This window comes from Enterobacter wuhouensis, from assembly GCF_035835995.1.
GTDB lineage: Bacteria > Pseudomonadota > Gammaproteobacteria > Enterobacterales > Enterobacteriaceae > Enterobacter > Enterobacter wuhouensis.
In genome coordinates, this window is record NZ_CP142124.1 from 2,199,697 (window position 1) to 2,215,448 (window position 15,752).

Genomic DNA, 15,752 nt, shown 5'->3' on the forward strand with positions numbered 1-15,752 from the left:
TTTGAGTAAAATCCTGGCTTATGGTACAAATCAGGCGTGTTCAACTACTGAGGACAATTTTCATCCGCAAAGACGAGAAGCAAGATCGCGGATAATTGTAATTTTATGGACAATTTGTTCAGGACGTACTTTTCAAATAACACCGCTGTATTTTCAACCTCCCTCTGCCTTCTGTCTTGTGAGCAACACTGGCGCACCGCGCTATAGTCACGTCTTCTGCCTGAGCTGGCGCTACGCGCTTAGCTATCTGATCTGATTTCCTATTTTTTGGTTTGCTGCCCGCAGCGAGCCCTGATGGATTATATTCTCAAGCAGGAGAAAAACATGTTTTACTGGATTTTATTAGCTCTGGCTATCGTTGCAGAAATTACGGGTACGCTGTCTATGAAATGGGCAAGCGTCAGTGATGGCAACGCCGGTTTTATTTTAATGCTGGTGATGATTTCACTTTCCTATATTTTCCTCTCTTTCGCCGTGAAAAAGATTGCGCTGGGTGTGGCCTACGCGCTGTGGGAAGGTATCGGTATTTTGTTGATTACGTTGTTTAGCGTCATGTTATTTGACGAAACATTATCAACCATGAAAATCGCCGGATTAACGACGCTGGTGGCAGGTATTGTGCTGATTAAATCGGGTACGCGTAAACCGACAAAACAGCAGAAGGAGCGTACCCATGCAGCAGTTTGAATGGATCCACGCGGCCTGGCTGGCTTTGGCAATCGTAATGGAAATTGTGGCAAACGTTTTTCTTAAATTCTCCGACGGCTTTCGCCGTAAAGCGTATGGCCTGTTGTCGATTGCCGCCGTACTGGGCGCGTTTAGCGCCCTGTCGCAGGCGGTAAAAGGTATCGATCTTTCCGTAGCCTATGCGCTGTGGGGCGGTTTTGGTATTGCCGCGACCCTTGCGGCGGGCTGGGTACTTTTTGGTCAGCGCTTAAATAACAAAGGCTGGATAGGGCTACTATTGCTGCTTGCCGGCATGATTATGATAAAACTCGCCTAATCCACGCCTTGCCATCATTTACAGGCAGCGAAATTCGCTGCCTGTATTACGCTTACAACAGCAGAGCGTTGAAGAGGATGGCGGATGGTCTACACATTAAGCTGGCGCAATATTCCTACGGCGAGAACGCTGTTTGCCATGATATTCATGGCGGGGATCGGCTTAATTATTTCCATCGTGGCGCTGCTCTACCTCTCGCTGCACCTTATCAGCACCAAAACCAATGAAATAGATGAGCATCGCTCGGCGCTCTCCGTGCAGGGGGCGATCCAGACCTCGGTCAACCGCGTCTCCTCGCTGGTGATTGATAATGCCGTCTGGGATGACGCGGTGCGGGAGGTGTATAGCCCTACGCTCGATACGACGTGGTTGTACAACACCTGGGGTGCCGGTTTTAAAATCAATAATCTCTACGACGGCACCTTTATTCTCGATGAACATTTCAGCGTGCTGTGGGGATCGTTTCAGAGCAAACCGTTTACCGAGACGGATCTCGAATTTTTTGGTCAGGGCCTGAAAGCCATTATTGCCCAGCACCGCCGCGCATTGTCCAGCGACAAAAATATCTATGCCGGGATCACCCAAACGCGGCACGGCGTTGCTTTCGTGGGCATTGGTTTAGTTCGGCCAATGGTTGGGCGATTGCAGGTTAACAATGATACGCGCCGTTATCTGGTGATTACCCGCCATCTGAACGCCAAAATAGTGTCCGATCTGGGCGCAACGTTTCAGATTGATAACCTCAACTATACCGCAGACAAAATCAATGACATGAGTATGCCGCTGCACAGCTCGGCAGGGGAGCTGCTGGGCTATCTCAACTGGCAGCCGCGGCTTCCCGGCGCTCAGGCCGCCCGGGCTGCATCATCGGATATTACGCAGATTGTGGTGCTGGCGGCGGCGCTGATCCTGCTGTTTATACTGGTGAGCAGCGTGGGGCTGTACAAGCTCGCACGAGGGGAAAGCCAGGCGCGCCTCATCGCCCGAACCGACTGGCTCAGCCATCTGCCGAATCGACGTGCGTTAATCGAAGCGTTGGATCAGGTCAGCTTACGCGGCGACATCGACGTGAAAAGCGTGGTGTTTATCGACCTCGACGGCTTTAAGGATGTGAACGACATCTATGGCCACAGCGTTGGCGATGATCTGATCGTTGCGATTGCGAAAAACCTGAGCGCGCGCGTGCCGCCGGGCGGGATGCTGGCGCGAATGGGGGGCGACGAATTTGCCATGACCATTGGCGGCGATCGCGCGGAGGCGCTGGCTGCCGAATTTGCCGAATCGGTCCTTGAGTACCTTAAATCACCCATTCGCGTTGGGCAGCGCACCATTCATATTGGGGCCAGCATTGGGATTGCCAGCGGAACGTTGATCGAATGCACCAGTTCCGAGCTGTTCCGGCGCGCCGACATTGCCATGTATCACGCGAAAATAACCGGAAAAGGGCGTATCACGCAGTACGATGCGGAGCTCAACAGCGCCCGTGAGCGCCAGCTGGCGATTGAGGATCAGATCCGAAGCGGGCTGGCGCGCGATGAATTTGACGTCTGGTATCAGCCGATCGTGGATGCGCGCAGCCAGAAAATGACCAGCGTGGAAGCGCTGGTACGCTGGCCGCGCCGTCCTGAAGGGGAGCTTGGCCCGGATACTTTCATCGCCATTGCCGAAACCAGCGGGTTGATCGACAGGCTCGGCCAGTTTGTACTCCATCGCGCCTGTCAGGATCTTGAGCCGTTCAGGGAATTAAAACTGTCCGTTAACATCTCCCCGGCGCAATTCCGCGATCCTGAATTTGAAGACAAGGTGGCAAACGTGCTGGAGAAAACGCGTTTCCCGGCCAACAGGCTACAGCTTGAGGTGACGGAAACCTATGTTCTGGAAAATCCTGAACGAGCCCGCACGGCGATAGCCAATCTGAAGGCGCTGGGTACGGCGGTGGCGCTGGATGATTTTGGAACCGGGTACTCGAGTATCGGCTATCTACGGCGGTTTAATTTTGACACGATTAAGATCGATAAATCGTTAGCCGGGCTGGTGGATAACGATGAACAAGCCGCGGCGCTGGTAAGCGGTACGGTGCGGATTGCCACCGCGCTGGGTATGGCGGTGGTCGCGGAAGGCGTGGAAAACGAAAAACAGATGAAACTGCTGCGGCTGGCTGGCTGCGATCAGCTGCAGGGATTCTGGTTCAGCCAGCCGATGCCGATTGAGGCAATAATAGCGTTACGTCAGGTCAGGCAGTGCTGACTCATTGCTGCGCCAGCGCCTCCAGCTTGTCGCGAAAACCGGTGACGGACAAGGCTCTGTTATCGGCACGCCATCGGTCTTTGGCCGCCGGGGCCGAGCTTTGAACGCCGATTAACTGCCAGCCGTTCTGCGTGTTCAACATCAGCGGCGAACCGCTGTCGCCCGGTAAGGTATCGCACTGATGGGAAAGAACGCTGTTTTGCGCCCATCCCGTGACCACGCAGTCTGAGTGGGTGTAAAGCGCATCCAGGTGATCAACCGGGTAGCCCGACTGCGTCACTTTGCGATCGGCAGCTTTCAGCGCGGCGGTCAGGGCGGCCTTATCCCCGTCGAACAATGGCAGAGGCGTAATGCCTGACGGCGGATAGCGTAAAATGATGAGGCCAAAATCCCAGGATGCTGCTGATGGCGGTACGATCCAGCCGTCACCGTCTGGCTTGAGGCGTTTGCCAAGAGAAGGGTCAACCCGGCCTTCAATCCCATGAATTTCATAGCGCCACAGCCCTTTTTGCGACACAAAGCGTAAAGCAACGGCTTTATCCGGCTTTCCGTTCGGGGGCGTTAACAGACAGTGGCCTGCCGTCAGCGCAAGCTGTGGGGTAATTAAGGTTGCGGTGCAGAGGTTGCCGCTGGCGGTTTCCAGCTGTCCGATGGCATCCCAGGGAGCCTGAGTCGGATCGGCGACGCGCGTACGGTCATCGTGACCAAAAAACAGCGTCTTAACGTCTTTGGCGCTAATGGCGTCATCATCGCCATCATCCGCATGTGAAAATCCACAAAAAAGACTGAACGTTCCCAGTAACAGCACAACAGATTTACGCATATCACACTCTGGTGGGGGTAATTATGATTATTAAAAGTGAACCCTATGAAATTACTATAGACGGGACCGCGTGAAAGTGGGAGTAAAATCAGCGTACTACGATCAGGAAAGATAAAAATGGCTTGCGATGAGCGCGCATAAAATAAGCACGATAAGAATGAACTCAAACCGATAGCGTCGCAGCATACGCCCTCCGGATAAAAAAACGGCGCGGAACTGGAAGGTTCAGCGCCGGTTTACCAACGTGCCCCGAAGGGCACGGTTAAGCGTGTACTCTTACGCAGCTGGCTGTGCAGCTGGTTTAGCAGCTTCGTGTTTTACTGCTTTTTTGTGATGCTTTTTAGCAGCCTGCGCTTTCTGCTCTACTGCAGGTTTGGTTGCTTTTTTGTGGTGCTTTTTAGCAGCCTGCGCTTTCTGCTCTACAGCGGGTTTGGCTGCTTTTTTGTGGTGCTTTTTAGCCGCCTGCGCTTTCTGTTCTGCAGCAGGTTTTGCCGCTTTATGGTGTTTCTTGTGATGAACCGCTTTGGCTGGCGCAGCGGTGGTGGTTGCCGCTGGCGCAGCAGCAGGCGTTGCGGTCGCGGTGGTTTCAGCAGCAAACGCAGCAGAAGACAGACCCATAGCAGCGGCAACAACCAGAGCTAATACTTTTTTCATTCTCATACCCTCGAATTTGGTTTTTCATTTAACCCCACTGCGGGGCCGTTGAAAGAACTATATCCCTGTAAACTCGGGGTTTCCGTGAGTGATTGGTATCGGCGTGTAACCATATGTACAACGCCGGGGTTTCCCCCGGCGGTGCAGGTTACAGATAGCGGGCGGTAAGGTGCTCGCGGAAATAGCGGATGTTCAGATCTTCGCCCGTTGCCTGGGCTATCAGTTGCGAAGTGCTGAAACGGCTGCCGTGCTGCCAGATGTTCTGGCGCAGCCAGTCAAAGAGCGCGGAGAAATCACCGCCAGCGATCGCATCCTGCAGCCCCGGCAGCGCGGTTTTGGCCGCGTGGAACAGCTGCGCGGCGTACATCGCGCCCAGCGTATATGACGGGAAGTAGCCAAAGCCGCCGTCGGTCCAGTGGATGTCCTGCATACAGCCGTTGCGGTAGTTGTCTTTGGTAGACAGCCCCAGCCAGGCCTGCATTTTCTCATCCCACAGCGCCGGAATATCGTCGACTTCAATTTCGCCGTTAATCAGCGCACGTTCGATTTCATAGCGCAGGACAACGTGGGCCGGGTAGCTCACTTCGTCGGCATCAACGCGGATGTAGCCCGGTTTTACGCGCTGGTTCCAGGCGATAAAGTTCTCCTCGCTGAACGCCGCCTGGCTGCCGAAACGGGCATGAACGGCAGGAAGCAGATGCTTCAGGAACGCGTCGCTGCGGCCCAGCTGCATTTCAAAGAACAGGCTCTGGGATTCGTGGATGGCCGTTGAGCGCGCCAGCGCGACGGGCTGACCGGCCCAGGCGCGCGGCAGGTTTTGCTCGTAGCGCGCATGCCCGGTTTCGTGGACGACGCCAAAGAGCGCGCTGAGCAGCTCTTCTTCGTCATAGCGGGTGGTGATGCGTACATCTTCCGGCACGCCGCCGCAGAACGGATGCGCGCTGACGTCCAGGCGCCCGCCGTTAAAATCGAAGCCGAGCATCTTCATGGCTTCCAGTCCCAGCTCGCGCTGCGTGGCGGTCGGGAAGGGGCCCTGCGGCGGAACGAAGGACTGCTGGGCCTGCTTATCCACCACCTTGGCCAGCAGGTCCGGCAGCCAGGACTTCATGTCGCCAAACAGCACGTCGAGGCGGGCGCTGGTCATGTCCGGCTCGAAGATATCCAGCAGCGCGTCGTAGGGCGTGCAGCCTTTGGCCTCGGCGCGCAGGCGAGCCTCTTCGCGGCTGAGTTTTACCACCTCTTTCAGATTGGCGGAAAAACCCTGCCAGTCGTTGGCCGGGCGCTGGGTGCGCCAGGCGTGTTCGCACTTGCTGCCCGCCAGCGATTTGGCTTCCACCAGCGATTCGGGCAGCAGTGTTGCTTGTTGATAATGACGCGTCATTTCACGCAGGTTGGCCTGTTCGACGTCATTCAGATCTTCGCTTGCCGCGGCGGCCAGCCAGTCGCCCACTTTTTTATCGGTCAGGATCTGGTGCTGCAGCACGCTCATCTCGGCCAATGCTTCGCCGCGCGCGGCGCTGCCGCCCGGCGGCATCATCGTAAACATGTCCCAGCTGGCGATGGAGGTGAGGTGCGAGAAGCGGGAGAGGCGCTGGAAGGTGCGGGTGAGTTGCTGGTAGTTATTGTTCTTCATGAAGTCCTCGTGTCTGAATCAGCCGATGACAAAAAATAGCATCGGCTCGATTTAAACACGAAGGCCACAGAATGTTAATGCAGACGTTTATGCAAACTTGCCCCGACCAGCAGCGCTGCGCACAGCATCAGGGCGATAAATCCGCCCACGCCGTTCCAGCCGTAGTTATGCCAGAACACGCCGCCGAGGGTCCCGGCGATGCTGGAGCCCAGGTAATAGCTGAACAGATACAGCGAGGACGCCTGGCCTTTGGCGCGGCGCGCGCGCGGGCCGATCCAGCTGCTGGCGACCGAGTGGGCGGCAAAAAAGCCCGCAGAGAAAAGCAGCATTCCTGCAAAAATCAGCCACAGGGAGGAGAAGAGCGTCATCAGCAGGCCGACCAGCATTACGCCTGTTGAAACCAGCATGACCGGGCCGCGTCCATAGCGTGCGGTCATCGCCCCGGCCTTCGGCGAGCTCCAGGTGCCCGTGAGGTACGCCACGGAAAGCAGGCCGACCACCGCCTGGCTCAGATGCCACGGGGAAAGCATCAGGCGATAGCCAATATAGTTAAACAGCGTCACGAACGAGCCCATCAGCAGAAAACCGGTCAGGAACAGCCGCGGCAGCCCTTTATCACGCCAGTGCAGGCGGAAGTTAATAAACAGCGTTTTCGGGCGCAGGGACGTGGGGCGAAAATGGCGTGAATCCGGCAGAATTTTCCAGAACATCAGCGCCGAAGCGAGCGCAAAACAGCCAATTACGGCCACCGCAATTCGCCAGTTAAAGAAATCGGTAAACACCCCGCTGAGCAGACGTCCGCTCATTCCGCCGATCGAGTTTCCGCTGATGTACAGCCCCATCGAGAAGGCGACAAAGCTCGGGTGGATCTCTTCGCTGAGATAGGTCATTCCAACCGCCGCCACGCCGCTCAGCGACAGGCCAATCAGCGCGCGCATCACCAGTATGCCGTGCCAGCTGGTCATCATGGTGGAGAGCAACGTACACACCGACGCCAGCATCAGTGCGGTGACCATCACCTGCTTGCGGCCAATCGCGTCGGAAAGCGGCCCGGTGAATAGCAGCCCAACCGCCAGCATCCCGGTCGAAATGGAGAGTGAAATACTGCTGCTGGCGGGCGACACGCCAAATTCATGGGACAGGACGGGCAGGATCGGCTGAACGCAATAGAGCAGGGCAAAGGTTGCCAGCCCCGATGAAAAGAGCGCCAGCGTAACGCGCATAAATTGAGGTGTACCGCGCTTAATGAACTGAACCGGCTGTGCTGCAGATAAATCATCAATATCGCTTGCCGGATCGATATCAATAGTAGTTGTACGACTCACACATGTTCCTTGCTTAAACATCCCCGTGATTTCTGGTGACGGGTATGACCACAGGATCAGGGTAGGAAAATGTAAATATTCTGTCTAATATATTAATAATCTCAAATGATACTTATAAAATATGAATATCGAGCTGCGTCACCTTCGCTATTTTGTCGCCGTCGCCGAGGAGCTGCATTTTGGGCGCGCTGCGGCGCGGCTGAACATTTCCCAGCCGCCGCTGAGCCAACAGATTCAGATCCTGGAGCAGCAGGTTGGGGCACGTCTTTTGGCACGCACCAACCGCAGCGTAAGCCTGACGGCGGCGGGGAAACAGTTTTTGGCGGACAGCAGGCAAATTCTGAGCATGGTCGATGATGCTGCCGCGCGCGCCGAGCGGCTCTATCTGGGGGAGGCGGGGGAGTTGCGCATTGGGTTTACCTCCTCTGCACCTTTTATCAGCGCCGTGTCCGCAACGCTCTCGTCGTTTCGTCGACATTTTCCGGACGTGCATATTCAGACGCGCGAAATTAATACCCGCGAGCAGATTGCGCCGCTCAATGAAGGCGCGCTGGATCTGGGGCTGATGCGCAATACCCAGCTGCCGGATACGCTGGTGTGGCAGGTGATTCTTCGCGAACCGCTGATGGCGATGATCCCGCAAGACCACCCGCTGGCGTCGAAGCCTGCCGTTACGCTGGCAGAACTTGCCAAAGAGCCGTTTGTCTTTTTCGATCCGCAGGTTGGAACGGGCCTGTATGATGATATTCTTGGCCTGATGCGCCGCTACGATCTTGCCCCGGTTATTACTCAGGAGGTCGGGGAGGCGATGACCATTATTGGACTGGTGGCCGCAGGCCTGGGCGTTTCAATTCTCCCGGCCTCCTTTAAGCGGGTGCAGCTGCGCGAAATGCGCTGGGTTGCCATCGCGGAAGCGGATGCCGTTTCAGAGATGTGGCTGGTATGGTCCAAACATCGTGAACTGAGCCACGCGGCACGGCGTTTCAGGCAGCAGCTTATCACCGCCGCCACAGGGCGGAATTTATAGGGAAATGTGGGCAAAAATGTGCGGTAAATCACATGGCTAAGTAAATATTTGACGACGGCCAGTGAAGTGCTTCACCATAGCCCAAAGTTTATTTCGAAGCTCGAAAATAAGGGAGTACGAGGTGGTTGCTGATAGTCAGCCAGGGCATATTGATCAGATTAAGCAGACCAACGCGGGCGCGGTTTATCGCCTGATTGATCAGCTTGGTCCGGTTTCGCGTATTGATCTTTCGCGCCTGGCACAGCTGGCACCCGCCAGTATCACCAAAATCGTCCGCGAAATGCTGGAAGCCCATCTGGTTCAGGAGACGGAGATTCAGGAGCCGGGCAGCCGTGGCCGTCCAGCGGTCGGGCTGGTCGTTGAAACCGAGGCCTGGCACTACCTGTCAATGCGGATTAGCCGGGGGGAGATCTTCCTGGCGCTGCGCGATCTCAGCAGCAAGCTGGTGGTGGAAGATCGGCTGGAGCTCCCGCTTAAAAGCGAACAATCGCTTATTGATGCCATCCTCGCCCATATCGATCGGTTCTTCATTCGTCACCAGCAGCGCCTTGAGCGCTTAACCGCAATCGCCATCACCCTGCCGGGTATTATTGATACCGAGAATGGCATTGTGCACCGCATGCCGTTTTATGAAGACGTCAAAGAGATGCCGCTTGGCGAGGTGCTGAAAAACCATACCGGGGTGCCGGTCTATATTCAGCACGATATTAGCGCCTGGACAATGGCGGAGGCGCTGTTTGGCGCATCACGCGGCGCGCGGGATGTGATTCAGGTCGTTATCGACCATAACGTTGGCGCGGGCGTGATCACCGACGGGCGTCTTCTGCATGCCGGAAGCAGCAGCCTGGTCGAGATTGGGCATACCCAGGTCGATCCCTACGGCAAGCGCTGCTACTGCGGGAACCACGGCTGCCTGGAAACCATCGCCAGCGTTGAAAGCGTGCTGGAGCTGGCGCAGGTGCGGCTTAGCCAGTCAATGAGCTCTTCGCTTCACGGGCAACCGCTCACCGTCGATGCGCTCTGTACCGCCGCGCGGCAGGGCGATTTGCTGGCGAAGGACATTATTACCGGCGTGGGGAATAACGTAGGCCGCATTCTGGCCATCATGGTGAATCTCTTCAATCCGCAGAAAATCCTGATCGGCTCACCGCTGAGCCAGGCGGCAGAGATCCTCTTTCCCGCGATTTCCGCCTGTATCAACCAGCAGGCGCTGCCTGCCTACAGCAAAAATATCGTCGTTGAAAGTACCCAATTTTCTAACCAGGGCACCATGGCCGGTGCTGCGCTGGTGAAAGATGCCATGTATAACGGTTCCTTACTGATTCGCTTACTGCAGGGTTAACTCTTTTCCTTAGATGTAAGAAATATTGCGCTATCTCAAGCCGGGTAGCGCACGCTTCCCGTAGACTTCCCCCACTGAATTATTTACTTGGTTTATATTTCGAAGCATACCCAAGAGGTGGAATGAGTCATGCTTAAGCGTTTCTTTGTTACTGGTACTGATACCTCCGTCGGGAAGACAGTGGTATCCCGTGCGTTGCTGCAGGCCCTGACGGCAAACGGTAAACGTGTTGCAGGGTACAAACCGGTCGCAAAAGGCAGTAAAGAGACGCCAGAGGGACTGCGCAATAAAGACGCCCTGGTTCTGCAAAGCGTTTCGTCACTGGAGCTGCCTTACCACGCCGTCAATCCTATTGCGCTGAGCGAAGATGAAAGCAGCGTGGCGCACAGCGGCCTGATCAACTACAGCCTGCTCTCCGATGGACTGTTAAACCTGAGTGAGAAAGTCGATCACGTTGTGGTCGAAGGCACCGGCGGCTGGCGTAGCCTGATGAACGATTTACGTCCGCTCTCGGAGTGGGTGGTACAGGAGCAGCTGCCGGTGGTGATGGTGGTCGGCATTCAGGAAGGATGCATCAACCATGCGCTGTTAACGGCGCAGGCCATTGCCAATGATGGCCTGCCGCTGATTGGCTGGGTGGCTAACCGCATTAACCCTGGGCTTGCGCATTACGCCGAAATTATCGACGTGCTGAGCAAAAAATTGCCAGGGCCGCTAGTGGGCGAGCTGCCTTATCTGCCTCGCGCAGAGCAGCGTGAATTATCGCAGTACATCGATCTCTCGGCCTTCGGCAGCGTGTTGCCCGTAGATAGAGTCGTGGCGTAACGTTCTCGACAGAACGGAGGCCACTACGCAGGCAACCAGCAGGCCGGGCAGTAAAAAATACTGCCCGGTCATTTCGCACACCATCAGTGCCGACATAATCGGCGCGTGCGTCGTTGCGGCCAACAGCGTTGCCATTCCCGCCAGCCCCAGCAAAATCACCGTCTCCGAACCCGGCAAAAACAGCGTGACGATTTGCGCAAAGAGCATCCCTGTCGCCATCCCCACGAACAGCGTTGGGGTAAATACGCCGCCCGGCGCGCCTGAACCGCTGCTCGCCAGCACCGCCAGTAATTTACAGATAAACACGCCAGCAATCACCGACAGCAGCGGCGGCGCGATAAGAAACGCCTGTACCACGCTGTAGCCATTGCCCCAGACTTTCGGCGTCAGGAGCGACAGCAGTCCGACAATCAATCCCCCCAGCGCCAGCTGCAGCGGGGGCGTGAGCTTGAGCCGCAGAAAAAGCGCGTGGCTCGCGCTCATCAGCCACATCAGCAGTGGACCGCATACGCCTGCCAGCAGGCCGACGCCCGCGATCAGCGAATAATCCGTTGCTGTAAGCACCTCGCTAAGATGCACATCATAAAGCGTGCTGGCTCCCGGGCTGAGCAGGCGCGTTGTGAGTAGCGCCACCACGGCGGCAATCACCACCGGGCCGAGGGAGGCCAGCATCAGCGTGCCAAACAATATTTCCGCGATGAAAAGGCTGCCTGCGAGTGGCGCGTGATAGGCGCTGGCCATCCCGGCGGCGGCTCCGCAGGCGATCCAGAGTTTCCATTCAGCTTTCGGCGTAAAGCGCCGGGCGAAAAAGGAGGCGGCCAGGGCAGCGAGCAGGATCATTGCCCCTTCACGACCGATGGCGCTACCGCTGGCGACCACCAGCAGCGAGGCGAGGGATTTCACCAGGCTCGCCCCATAATCGAACCGTCCGTCTTCGGTTTCCAGCGCTTCCATATAATCGGTTGGCGCATGAGGGCGCTGTGCGGTCAGCCGCTGCCAGCCCCATAACAGCAATCCTGCGGCCAGCCCGCCAAGCGCCGGGGTCAGCGCGCGTCGCCAGGGTGATAACGCGGCGGCGGCGTTGACCAGGCTGCCGCTGTCGTTACTCAGAAACAGCCACTCCAGCAGGTACATGCTGTGGCGAAATACCGCAACGGCCAGCGCGGCCAGCACGCCGGTAACGGTGGCAATCAGGAGTCGGCGAAACATCGCGCGGATGTCGGGGTAGGGGTGAAGACGTTGCATGAGGTCGCGATTAAACGGTGAAGATACACTATTGTGGCGGCAAATCGCGGGGTTAGCAAAAGGTATGCGTGCGAAAAAGCCGGGCATAACCCGGCTGTAGACATTAGCTCTCGCTATGAATATTCAGCGCACGGCGCGTGCGGCCTGAGCTGAGATACTCCGCAATGTAATCCTGCGAAATTTCGCCGTTGTAGCGCCCGTCCTCATCGACAATCGGCATCCAGCTGGTGTTGCTCTCATACAGGCGGGAGAGCACCACGCGCAGGTTATCCTCCGCCTTACCGGTCATGCGGAACGGATGCAGGATGTCGGCGCAGGCACCGCTGGCGTGGCGCGCTTCGCGGCGCTTCACAAAGCCCAGCGGCTTGCCGTGCTCGTCGACCACGGTGATGGCGCGAATATCGTTGTCGTCCATGATGGCAAAAGCCTCCGGCAGGGGAGTCGATTCGCGCACCGTGATCGTAGGCTGCTGGTCCGTTACGTCGCCAGCAGAGACGAGCAGCAGGCGCTTCAGCGTGCGGTCCTGGCCCACAAACGACCCGACAAACTCGTTCGCCGGTTTCGCCAGCAGTTCATCCGGGCTGGCGCACTGCACGATTTTCCCCTGACGGAAAACCGCAATGCGGTCGCCGAGCTTGAGCGCTTCATCAATATCGTGGCTTACCAGCATCACCGTCTTTTTCAGCTTGCGCTGCATCTCGAGAAACTGGTTCTGGATCACCTCGCGGTTGATCGGGTCGACCGCACCAAAGGGTTCATCCATCAGCAGTACCGGAGGATCCGCCGCCAGGGCGCGGATCACGCCAATACGCTGCTGCTGGCCGCCGGACATCTCGCGCGGATAGCGATTCAGAAACTTATGCGGGTCCATCGCCACCATGTCCATTAGCTCTTCGGCGCGCGTTTTACAGCGCGCTTTATCCCAGCCCAGCATGCGCGGTACCACGGTAATGTTCTCTTCGATGGTCATGTTCGGGAACAGGCCAATCTGCTGGATAACGTAGCCGATGTTGCGGCGCAACGTCACGGTGTCCATGCCGCTGGTGTCTTCACCGTTAATCAGGATCGTCCCGCTGCTTGGCGTAATGAGGCGATTAATCATCTTCAGCGTGGTGGTTTTGCCGCAGCCGGACGGGCCGAGCAGGACGCACATTTCACCTTCGGGCACGTTCAGGTTAACGTTGTCGACGGCCTTAAAGGTCTGACCATGCTTCTGCGAAAATTGTTTAGTGAGGTTTTCCAGTTTTATCATTATCGTATCCCCTTCGGAGTCAGTACTACCTGCAGACGGTGCAGCAACCAGTCGAGCACAATCGCTAAAAGACAGATCATCAGCGCGCCCGCAATCAACATGCGAATATCGCTTCCGCCGATGCCGTTAAGCAGCAGCAGGCCCAGGCCGCCCGCGCCGATCACGGCGGCAATCGCCATCACGCCGATGTTCATCACCACGGCGGTGCGAATACCGCCGAAAATCACCGGCAGCGCCATCGGAATTTCGACCCAGCGCAGACGCTGCCAGAAGGTCATGCCGATACCGCGTCCGGCCTCGCGCAGGCCAGGCGGCAGGCTGTCGAGCGCGGTGTGGGTATTACGTACAATCGGCAGCAGCGAGTACAGAAATACCGCCGTGATCGCGGGCAGGGCGCCTATACCCTGACCGATCAGCGAAAACAGCGGGATCATCAGGCCAAACAGGGCGATAGACGGGATAGTGAGCACGATGGTGGCAACCCCCAGCACCGGCGTCGCCAGCCATTTGTGGCGCACAATCAGAATGCCCAGCGGTACGCCGATGATGATGGCTAAACCTACAGCCAGCGCCACCAGCCACAGGTGCTGCAGCGTCAGGGTTAAGAGGTAATCCCAGTTGTCCAGAATGTAGTGAATCGTCTCCATAGCGCCTCCTACAGCAACTGTTTGCTACGCAGGAAATCACGGGCGACCTGCTGCGGTGACTGATGGTCGATATCCACCTTTTTGTTCAGTTCGGTGATAACGTCGTTGTTAAGCTGGGCAGAAAGGGTATTGAGCGCCTCTTCCAGACCCGGGTTTGCCTCCAGCGTGTCCTTACGCACCACCGGCGTCACCGCGTAGCTCGGGAAGAAGCCCTTGTCGTCTTCCAGCACCTTGAGGTCGAAACCCTTCACGCGGCCGTCTGTGGTGTAGATCAATCCGGCATCAACGAACCCGTCGCGCACGGCGTTATAGACCAGACCGGGGTCCATCTGGCGGATCTGCGGGCGATCCAGTTCCATCTTGTACGCCGCCTGAAGCGGCTTCATGCCGTCGCTTCGCCCGGCAAACTCCAGGTCTAAGCCCAGCAGCCAGTTGTTATCCGGATCGGTTTTACGAACCTGTTCAATCTTTGCCACCATCTCGGACATGGTGTTGATGTGTTCCGCCTCGGCGCGCTTGCGCTGCATGGCGAAAGCGTAGGTGTTATTCATATCGGCGGGTTTGAGCCATACCAGTCCGTGCTTCGCGTCCAGGCGCTTCACCGTCTCGTAGGACTCCTGCGGCGACATGCGTTTGTTGATGTGGTTGAAGATGATCAGCGAGGTGCCGGTATATTCCCACGTCATATCAATCTGTGTGTTGATCATTGCGTTGCGGGAGATCACCGTCGCGATATTGGTCTGGGGCTGTACCTGAAAGCCTTTCTTCTGCAGGTACTGCACGGTCATTGCCGAAAGGATGTGCTGCTCGGTAAAGCTCTTGGTTGCCAGAATCAGCGGGGCAGCGAGCGTCTGGCTGGTGAAAAGCGCCGCGGCACAGAAGGCCGTCAGGCCGGAAAACAGTCTCATAAAAGCTCCTTGTTATAGTTATCGAGCGAGATGCGGACTCATCACGCGACCCAGCGCAGCCAGCAGGGTATCGAGGATCAGGGCGAACAGGGCGGTGGCCGCCGCGCCGAGGATCAGCGTCGGGAAGTCGTTCAGGTAAATGCCGGGGAAAATCAGCTCGCCGTAGCTGCTGGCGCCGATCAGGAACGCCAGCGGCGCCGTACCCACATTGATGGCGGTGGCGATGCGAATGCCCGAGAGCATCACCGGCCAGGCGTTGGGAATCTCTACCTGACGCAGGCGCTGCCATTTGGTCATGCCGATACCGTTAGCCGCTTCCAGCAGCGAGGCTGGCACCGAGCACAGTCCCGCATAGGTATTGCGCACAATCGGCAGCAGCGAAGCGAGGAACAGGGCGATGATGGCGGGCGTATCACCGATGCCAATCACGACCATCGCCAGTGCCAGAACGGCCAGCGGCGGCAGGGTGTTGCCAACGTTAAAGATCTGCATCACGTATTCTGCGATACCCCGCGCAGCCGGGCGGCTGAGCAGAATGCCGCTGGGAATACCGACCAGCAGGGCAAAAAACATGGATGAGAAAACCAGGATTAAGTGCTGCTGCCCGAGGTAAATCAGGTCAACCTGACGCGCTTTGATCGTCTCAAGCCCAATTCCCCAGGTCAGGAGAGCCAGAACCACGATAATCGCGCCGACAAAAAGCAGCGAGCGTTTGAGTAATGGGTGCATTGCGGTGTGTCTCCCTGTGCGCATGCGTTATAGCAACCACCGGTTGCCTGTTGTTATGCCATGTTTTGGCAGGGGGTCACTTAGCTATAGCA

Annotated in this window: 16 protein-coding genes and 1 pseudogene; 7 read left to right on the top strand and 10 right to left on the bottom strand. The window is 57.0% G+C overall.

The features are described 5' to 3' along the window. Positions 1 to 36: 36 nt before the first annotated feature. From VPX56_RS23065 to VPX56_RS10650, 4 genes and pseudogenes are all read left to right on the top strand, one after another. A pseudogene (locus VPX56_RS23065) lies at positions 37 to 207 on the top strand (protein YdgV). Between the two features lie 117 nt (positions 208 to 324). Further along, positions 325 to 687, top strand: coding sequence for a multidrug/spermidine efflux SMR transporter subunit MdtJ (gene mdtJ, locus VPX56_RS10640; protein ID WP_131635781.1), 363 nt, complete (start codon positions 325 to 327; stop codon positions 685 to 687). Further along, on the top strand, positions 674 to 1,003 hold the full coding sequence (gene mdtI / locus VPX56_RS10645; protein ID WP_326471638.1) for a multidrug/spermidine efflux SMR transporter subunit MdtI: 330 nt from the start codon (positions 674 to 676) through the stop codon (positions 1,001 to 1,003). Before mdtJ ends, mdtI begins: the two co-directional genes overlap by 14 nt. 84 nt (positions 1,004 to 1,087) lie before the next feature. Next, positions 1,088 to 3,250, top strand: a complete 2,163-nt coding sequence (locus VPX56_RS10650) for a bifunctional diguanylate cyclase/phosphodiesterase (protein ID WP_326471640.1) — start codon at positions 1,088 to 1,090, stop codon at positions 3,248 to 3,250. Position 3,251: 1 nt separating this feature from the next. Here VPX56_RS10650 and VPX56_RS10655 read toward each other — a convergent pair whose 3' ends face one another. From VPX56_RS10655 to VPX56_RS10670, 5 genes are all read right to left on the bottom strand, one after another. Beyond that, positions 3,252 to 4,073, bottom strand: coding sequence for a trypsin-like serine peptidase (locus tag VPX56_RS10655; protein ID WP_131635784.1), 822 nt, complete (start codon positions 4,071 to 4,073; stop codon positions 3,252 to 3,254). Between the two features lie 102 nt (positions 4,074 to 4,175). Beyond that, positions 4,176 to 4,259 (bottom strand): small membrane protein YdgU, encoded by an 84-nt coding sequence (gene ydgU / locus VPX56_RS23020; protein ID WP_131635812.1) that lies wholly within the window; start codon positions 4,257 to 4,259, stop codon positions 4,176 to 4,178. A 90-nt stretch (positions 4,260 to 4,349) separates the two neighbouring features. After that, on the bottom strand, positions 4,350 to 4,727 hold the full coding sequence (gene asr / locus VPX56_RS10660; RefSeq protein WP_131635785.1) for an acid resistance repetitive basic protein Asr: 378 nt from the start codon (positions 4,725 to 4,727) through the stop codon (positions 4,350 to 4,352). Positions 4,728 to 4,875: 148 nt separating this feature from the next. Continuing rightward, entirely contained in the window at positions 4,876 to 6,360 is a 1,485-nt protein-coding gene (locus tag VPX56_RS10665; protein WP_326471642.1) for a carboxypeptidase M32, read from the bottom strand. A 74-nt stretch (positions 6,361 to 6,434) separates the two neighbouring features. Beyond that, positions 6,435 to 7,685, bottom strand: coding sequence for an MFS transporter (locus tag VPX56_RS10670; protein ID WP_326471644.1), 1,251 nt, complete (start codon positions 7,683 to 7,685; stop codon positions 6,435 to 6,437). 121 nt (positions 7,686 to 7,806) lie between these two features. Here VPX56_RS10670 and VPX56_RS10675 point away from each other — a divergent pair, with 121 nt between their 5' ends. The 3 genes from VPX56_RS10675 to bioD all read left to right on the top strand — a co-directional run bounded on the left by VPX56_RS10675 (position 7,807) and on the right by bioD (position 10,879). Next, a complete protein-coding gene (locus tag VPX56_RS10675; protein ID WP_326471646.1) occupies positions 7,807 to 8,712 on the top strand; it encodes a LysR family transcriptional regulator in 906 nt (301 codons plus the stop codon). A 121-nt stretch (positions 8,713 to 8,833) separates the two neighbouring features. Continuing rightward, positions 8,834 to 10,054 carry a sugar metabolism global transcriptional regulator Mlc gene (gene mlc, locus VPX56_RS10680; RefSeq protein ID WP_131635789.1) on the top strand — a complete coding sequence of 407 codons (1,221 nt, stop codon included), beginning with the start codon at positions 8,834 to 8,836 and terminating at the stop codon, positions 10,052 to 10,054. A gap of 129 nt (positions 10,055 to 10,183) precedes the next feature. Continuing rightward, positions 10,184 to 10,879 carry a dethiobiotin synthase gene (gene bioD / locus VPX56_RS10685; RefSeq protein ID WP_131635790.1) on the top strand — a complete coding sequence of 232 codons (696 nt, stop codon included), beginning with the start codon at positions 10,184 to 10,186 and terminating at the stop codon, positions 10,877 to 10,879. Here bioD and clcB read toward each other — a convergent pair. The 5 genes from clcB to osmY form a co-directional block, all read right to left on the bottom strand. Further along, complete coding sequence (clcB, locus tag VPX56_RS10690) at positions 10,814 to 12,124, bottom strand: voltage-gated ClC-type chloride channel ClcB (RefSeq protein WP_131635791.1); 1,311 nt, start codon at positions 12,122 to 12,124, stop codon at positions 10,814 to 10,816. The two genes, bioD and clcB, sit on opposite strands and share 66 nt — an antisense overlap. A gap of 103 nt (positions 12,125 to 12,227) precedes the next feature. After that, complete coding sequence (gene osmV / locus VPX56_RS10695) at positions 12,228 to 13,376, bottom strand: osmoprotectant ABC transporter ATP-binding protein OsmV (protein ID WP_131635792.1); 1,149 nt, start codon at positions 13,374 to 13,376, stop codon at positions 12,228 to 12,230. After that, a complete protein-coding gene (gene osmW, locus VPX56_RS10700) occupies positions 13,376 to 14,023 on the bottom strand; it encodes an osmoprotectant ABC transporter permease OsmW (RefSeq protein ID WP_326471652.1) in 648 nt (215 codons plus the stop codon). Before osmW ends, osmV begins: the two co-directional genes overlap by 1 nt. A gap of 8 nt (positions 14,024 to 14,031) precedes the next feature. Further along, positions 14,032 to 14,931 carry an osmoprotectant ABC transporter substrate-binding protein OsmX gene (gene osmX, locus VPX56_RS10705; RefSeq protein WP_326471654.1) on the bottom strand — a complete coding sequence of 300 codons (900 nt, stop codon included), beginning with the start codon at positions 14,929 to 14,931 and terminating at the stop codon, positions 14,032 to 14,034. Positions 14,932 to 14,949: 18 nt separating this feature from the next. Continuing rightward, positions 14,950 to 15,660 carry an osmoprotectant ABC transporter permease OsmY gene (gene osmY, locus VPX56_RS10710; RefSeq protein ID WP_326471656.1) on the bottom strand — a complete coding sequence of 237 codons (711 nt, stop codon included), beginning with the start codon at positions 15,658 to 15,660 and terminating at the stop codon, positions 14,950 to 14,952. Between the last annotated feature and the right edge of the window lie 92 nt (positions 15,661 to 15,752).